This is a genomic window from Psychroserpens mesophilus, assembly GCF_050617655.1.
In the GTDB taxonomy this organism is placed as follows: Bacteria; Bacteroidota; Bacteroidia; order Flavobacteriales; family Flavobacteriaceae; genus Psychroserpens; species Psychroserpens mesophilus_A.
This window is the reverse complement of the sequence record NZ_JBODQC010000015.1, coordinates 23,404-29,554: the sequence shown is the minus strand read 5'-3', so window position 1 is coordinate 29,554 and position 6,151 is coordinate 23,404. Positions and strand designations below refer to the sequence as shown.

The window sequence follows — 6,151 nt, the reverse complement described above, 5'->3', positions numbered from 1 at the left end:
TCATCATCACAAACCTCTAAAGCTGTAACAATATTTGCAACTGGATTCATTATTACCTCTAAATCTAATGTGGTGGTACTGAAACATCCATTTACAGTGTCGTCTAATCTTACAAAAACAGTTTGTGAATTTGGAACTGTATTAGTATATGGTGAGAAAATTTCGTTAGTAGCTGCGTTAGCGTCTGCAAGAGTTTCATAATAAGAAACAACAACATTTGTCTGACCATTAATCACATCTGTATTAGCATCCGTTAAAGTAAACATGGTAAAGCCATCAGTATCGTCATCACAAACAGATAAAGGAGTTGGTACGGTAACTGTAGGTCCTGGGTTTACAATTAAATCAAATGATATCGTTTCAAAACATAATGTATTAGAATCATTTTCTACTCTAACAAAAATCGTTTGAGGGTTGGTAAGGTTGGTATAAGGGCTTACAAGCGTATTTGTATTTGCATCAGCATCTGCTTGAGTAGGATGATATGTTAAAGACACGCCTGTTTGACCATTGAGAATAGTAGCCGTTTGTGAATTTAAATCAAAAGATTCAAAACCATCACCAGATATATCATCGCAAACTACCATATCATCAGGTTGAACTAACTCAATTCCTGATGCAACTAGTACTTCAAATGTTGTAGTTACAAAACAATTAGGATTATTTGTGTTTACTATTCTAACAAAAATAGTTTGAGGATTTACTGTATTTGTAAATAAATTTGGTAAAGGGTTTGCATTGTTATCAGCATCATCTTGAGAAATATGGTATGACACTGCCACATCTGACTGAGCTCCAATGATTTCAGCATCTTTAGTAGATAAATCAAACTCCGTTAAATCATCCAACACTGCATCATCACATAATTGATAAACTGAAATAGGGTTAATGAGCGGATTTGGAAAGAAAGTGATATCAACATCTTCTGTTAATGTACAACTCTGATCTGTAACTTCAACAAGGTATGTATCTGAATTTGGTGAAGTTACAGTTAACGTTGGGTTCGTTTCTCCAGGCATCAAAATACCATTTGCAAACCATTGATAAGTTGCTGTAGCAGAACCAATATCTGCATCTAAAACAACATCAGCATCACCTTCACACAACTCTTGATCTGGACCTAAATCTACAGTAAAAGGCACATCTTTAGACACAGTTACATCGTCAGTAACAACAACCGCATCACCATTACAATTTGTATAAGTAACTTGTGCTGTATATGTAGTAGTACCATTAGGACAAACATTTAAAGTAGGTGTAGTACCAATAACAGTTCCAGAATCATCCAACCAAGCGAAATCAATAATACTTGGTCCAGCAGGCGTAAAACGCCAAGCTTCATCTGATGTTTGCCATTGTCCTGTATTTCTTCCAGGTGGTACAAAAGCTGTTGTACCAGCATCATTTTGAATACCAACTGCTGCATTTCCATCATTCCAACCAGTACATAATGGTTTATCTTTAATATAAATATCTATCACATTAGTTGTTTCATAAAATACAGCCATATGAGTTGCTACTAAATCATTGCATGAAAACAATGGTACTTCAAAAAAGGAAACCGCTAATACTCTATTTGGCGCTGTACCAATAATCTCCCAAGCTATTTCTTCTGCATTACCTACAGATGGATCTATATCGTGAGTAGGAGTCAAAATATTCGCTTCACCTAAAGTATCATTTCCATTGTTAGGTAAGCTTTCATCAAAAGACCATCCGTTACTCGTATCTCCTGCATCAACATCAAAACGTATCACGCCATTAGATCCTACTTGAAATTGGGTTTCTATATTGGCAAAAAAACAAAAGTCAAAAGGTAAGCTTTCAACATCGGACCATCGATCATCTTGATTTGGATTTAAAGAATTTGATAAGCCTTGAAATGAAAATGGTGGCACAAATGGAATTTCAGTAACGGTATAGGTGTTAGTTTCTCCTATATCTAAAAATTCAGCTGTAATATCTGTACAGGTTTCATCACAATCAATTACGATATCGTCACCTGCTTCTACAAACGGATTACCAGGTCCTGATGCTCCAATTTGAGCGGTCAAGTCAATTGCATTTGTACTGGAACATCCTGCAGGATTTGTATCTGTAATAACTAAGGTCACAGCATATAAGCCAGCTGTAGTATACTGATGTGTTGTAGTTGCTCCTGTACCTGTATTACCATCACCAAAATTCCATGAATATGTTGCTCCTGCACCATTTACTGAAAATGTTCCACTAGCATTGAAAGTAATAACTTCATCTACATCAGCTACAACAACATTATTAACATCAAATGCTGGGTTTGTACTATCTAAATTAGCAACAATAGATTGGCAAGGTGTTAAACAAGCTATATCTGCTGCCCAACCAGTCGTTGTTCCTGAGGCATTTGAAACAAACTCTATAGTTAAACACCCTGAAGGTGTTGTCGCTTCAACGACACCTGGATTATTTCCTCCAGAAAATGAACCTAAAGATGGAAACGTATTATCAGGACCGTCATAAATAGTTAATATGTCCAGATTTAATTGTAAACTAAAAGCTGTAAAACTTAACTGAATAGCGTCACCTGCATTTGGAGGGCAAATTGTTAATGTAAAATTTTCGTTGCTAGAATAGGGTCCAAACTCACCTCCAGAATCAAAAAATCGATCTGTACATTGACTTATAGTTCCATCTTGCATCAGAATATCCTGACTATATGAAAAAACTGAAAAAGTTAGGAATAGAAGAGTAATTACTTTTTTCATAATATGATGATTATTGAGGGTTTTGAGATTTGATGATTATTAAATAAGGTGAATTATCAAATCGATATGTTGTTGAACCTTCTCTTGAATAAAAATTAAATTGATATTTTAATGGATTAAACGTACTCGCATTATAAGATGCATCACGACTTAAGGTCTTATTATAATGATTGAAAAGTGGTACCGAAGATAAATTTGTAAAACTTGACAAATCCTTATTGTCCACCTTTATAATCTCCACTCTGTTTCTAAGAATGTGTTTTACATCTTTTAATCTTTGAGGCTTATTTAATATATCTTCTTTAGCGTGTTCTCCATAAACCTCTGTGATTTTTTTTAACTCATTTACGGTTAGAGGTGCATCAACATTATCATTATACACAACATGCTGTAATGGTTTTTGCTTTTGATTATTTTGGGAAAACGATATATTTACCGTTAACACACTTAAAATGAATGCCAAAGGCAGAATAGATTTTGTATTCATAGCTTTCTATTGATTAAAAGACGTGAAATTTAAGAAAATTTTAATTAAAACACTGTTAATGTTGAATCGCAAATAACGACCAATACATACATTACTATAACATTTGAGATTAAAAAACTCCTACCTATGGATTAACTTTTTTTAATTGTTTATCTTTGCAAACTCTTAAAGCAACTTTTTTAAGTTGATTTAGAAGTTTTTAATTTTTGAGTTGTTTAAATACACTCGACAAAAATTTGATTAAAGAATACTACCGAGTTTTAAATCCTATTTGGTTGTATTCAGAAATATTTAATTAATGAAAATAGAAAAAGACTTGGCAGATTTTGAAGCAATGGGTGATGACCACGTAGGTTCTTCATCTGAAACACCATTACGTAATGATGCTTTCAAACTTACTAATGATGAAAAAATAGATATCATTAAAGACGATGTTCGTCATATTATGGAAACCTTAGGACTCGATTTAACAGATGACAGTTTAAACGGCACTCCTAATCGTGTTGCTAAAATGTTTGTGAATGAAATTTTTGGCGGATTAGATCCTAAAAGAAAACCTAAAGCTTCAACTTTTGATAATAAATACAAGTATGGTGAAATGCTTGTTGAAAAGAACATCACAGTATATTCAACTTGTGAACATCACCTACTTCCTATCGTAGGAAAAGCACATGTTGCTTATATTTCTAATGGAACAGTAGTTGGTCTTTCAAAAATGAATAGAATTGTAGATCACTTTGCTAAACGACCTCAAGTTCAGGAACGTTTAACGATTCAAATAGTCAAAGAGTTACAAAGCGTTCTTAACACTGAAGATGTCGCATGTGTCATTGATGCAAAGCACCTTTGTGTAAATTCGAGAGGAATCAGAGATATTGACAGCAGCACTGTAACGTCAGAATTTGGCGGAAAATTCAAAGACAAAGAAACCAAAAGAGAATTTTTAGATTATATTAAGTTAGACACAGAATTTTAATTTCTGAATACTCAACCATCAACATGCAACTATACCAAAACCAAACCATTCAAATTTATAATTCATTAAGCGGTAAAAAAGAAGTTTTTAAACCTATTGAAGAAGGTTATGTTGGGATGTATGTGTGTGGACCAACAGTGTATAGTAATGTGCATTTAGGGAATGTTAGAACCTTTATGTCTTTTGATATGATTTACAGATATCTGAAACATTTAGGGTTTAAAGTACGCTATGTTAGAAACATTACAGATGCAGGTCATTTGGAAAATGATGCTGATACTGGTGAAGATAAAATCACTAAAAAAGCACGTTTAGAACAAATTGAACCTATGGAAGTTGTTCAGCGTTATACTGTAGATTTTCATAATATTTTAAACACGCTTAATTTCTTACCTCCAAGTATTGAGCCTACTGCTACTGGACATATCATTGAGCAAATCGAATTGATTAAAACGATAATTGATAACGGATTTGCTTATGAAGTTAATGGTTCGGTTTATTTTGATGTCCATAAGTTTAACGAAACCAATACATACGGAAAATTAAGTAAGCGAAAACTGGAAGACTTAATCCACAACACGCGTGCTTTAGAAGGTCAAAGTGATAAGAAAAACCCTCAGGATTTTGCGCTTTGGAAAAAAGCCGAACCACAACACATCATGCGCTGGCCTTCACCTTGGAGTGACGGTTTTCCTGGCTGGCATTTAGAATGTACAGCTATGAGTACAAAATATTTAGGTGATAATTTTGATATTCATGGAGGTGGAATGGATTTAAAATTTCCACATCACGAATGTGAAATTGCTCAAAGTGAAGCTGCTAAAGGTGTATCGCCTGTTAATTACTGGATGCATGCCAATATGCTTCAGTTAAACGGACAACGTATGTCTAAAACTACTGGAAATACAGTTAATCCTGATGAATTATTATCTGGAAACAACAAATTTTTTAGTAAAGCCTATGCGCCAAGTGTGATTCGTTTTTTTAATGCGCAATCCTCTTACAGGAGTGTTTTAGATTTAACTGATGATGGTTTGTTGGCAAGTGAAAAAGGCTTTTACAGATTAATGGATGCCATCAATAGTTTAGACGATTTACAAGCTGGAAGTACATCAACATTTAATGTTAGCGAATGGAAACAGAAATGCTATGACGCTATGAATGATGACTTTAACTCTCCTGTTTTAATTGCGCATCTTTTTGAAGCAGTAAAAGTAGTCAATCAAACTAAAGACAATAAGGCATCTTTAACATCTGAATACTTAGATATTTTGAAACAAACGATGAATGCTTTCTCCTTTGATGTTTTAGGATTGGTAAATACATCTCAATCTGAAGCTGGAACTGAAAAACTTTCAGGAGCTGTAGAGCTATTGATCCAGCTACGGCAAGAAGCCAGAGCCAATAAAGATTTTGCTTTATCTGATAAAATTCGTGATGAATTAGCAGCAAAAGGCATTCAATTGAATGATGGCAAGGATGGAACGACGTTTTCGCTTTAAATGTTAAGTTGAGAAGCTGTTTGCTGTTGAGTCGTTTAGTAATAATTCTGTTCGTTAAATGAATTTCTTAGATTTGAAATAGAATTACTAAACCAGAAACAACTTAACATCTTCACAACAAACAACTATACAATAATTGAAAAAACTCCTAACATATCCATTTCTCCTTTTAATTAAAGTCTATCAAACTTTCATTTCTCCATTAACGCCTGCCTCTTGTAGATTTCAACCTACGTGTTCACATTACGCAAAAGAAGCCTTAGAAGTACATGGCTTTTTTAAAGGTGGGACATTAGCGATTAAGAGGATTTTTAGTTGTCATCCTTGGGGAAAAAGTGGTTACGATCCTGTTCCTGACAAGGATGACAACTAAAAATTGCCAATGCGCAAGCTCGCACGTTCTCTAAAAATGTACACTGTACATTTTCTCTTTCGTTCCGTC

General features: G+C 34.0%; 5 protein-coding genes. 3 read left to right on the top strand and 2 right to left on the bottom strand.

What is annotated here, in order from left to right; all coding sequences use genetic code 11:
• Both ACRHNM_RS15735 and ACRHNM_RS15730 read right to left on the bottom strand, forming a co-directional pair.
• On the bottom strand, positions 1-2,744 hold a 2,744-nt coding region (locus tag ACRHNM_RS15735), incomplete at its 3' end, for a PKD domain-containing protein (protein WP_431137594.1).
• A 10-nt stretch (positions 2,745-2,754) separates the two neighbouring features.
• Positions 2,755-3,231, bottom strand: a complete 477-nt coding sequence (locus ACRHNM_RS15730; RefSeq protein ID WP_431137593.1) for a hypothetical protein — start codon at positions 3,229-3,231, stop codon at positions 2,755-2,757.
• A 298-nt stretch (positions 3,232-3,529) separates the two neighbouring features.
• On the opposite strand from ACRHNM_RS15730, the gene folE reads away from it, so the two are divergent.
• The 3 genes from folE (at position 3,530) to yidD (ending at position 6,082) form a co-directional block, all read left to right on the top strand.
• A complete protein-coding gene (gene folE / locus ACRHNM_RS15725) occupies positions 3,530-4,207 on the top strand; it encodes a GTP cyclohydrolase I FolE (protein WP_431137592.1) in 678 nt (225 codons plus the stop codon).
• A 23-nt stretch (positions 4,208-4,230) separates the two neighbouring features.
• Positions 4,231-5,709, top strand: coding sequence for a cysteine--tRNA ligase (gene cysS / locus ACRHNM_RS15720; RefSeq protein ID WP_431137591.1), 1,479 nt, complete (start codon positions 4,231-4,233; stop codon positions 5,707-5,709).
• Between the two features lie 136 nt (positions 5,710-5,845).
• Positions 5,846-6,082, top strand: a complete 237-nt coding sequence (gene yidD / locus ACRHNM_RS15715) for a membrane protein insertion efficiency factor YidD (protein WP_431137590.1) — start codon at positions 5,846-5,848, stop codon at positions 6,080-6,082.
• The last annotated feature ends 69 nt before the right edge of the window (positions 6,083-6,151 follow it).

Bases quoted from the DNA above. Each gene is read 5' to 3' on its own strand.
- ACRHNM_RS15730 (WP_431137593.1), bottom strand. From the start codon at position 3,231: ATGAATACAAAATCTATTCTGCCTTTGGCATTCATTTTAAGTGTGTTA.
- folE (WP_431137592.1), top strand. From the start codon at position 3,530: ATGAAAATAGAAAAAGACTTGGCAGATTTTGAAGCAATGGGTGATGAC.
- cysS (WP_431137591.1), top strand. From the start codon at position 4,231: ATGCAACTATACCAAAACCAAACCATTCAAATTTATAATTCATTAAGC.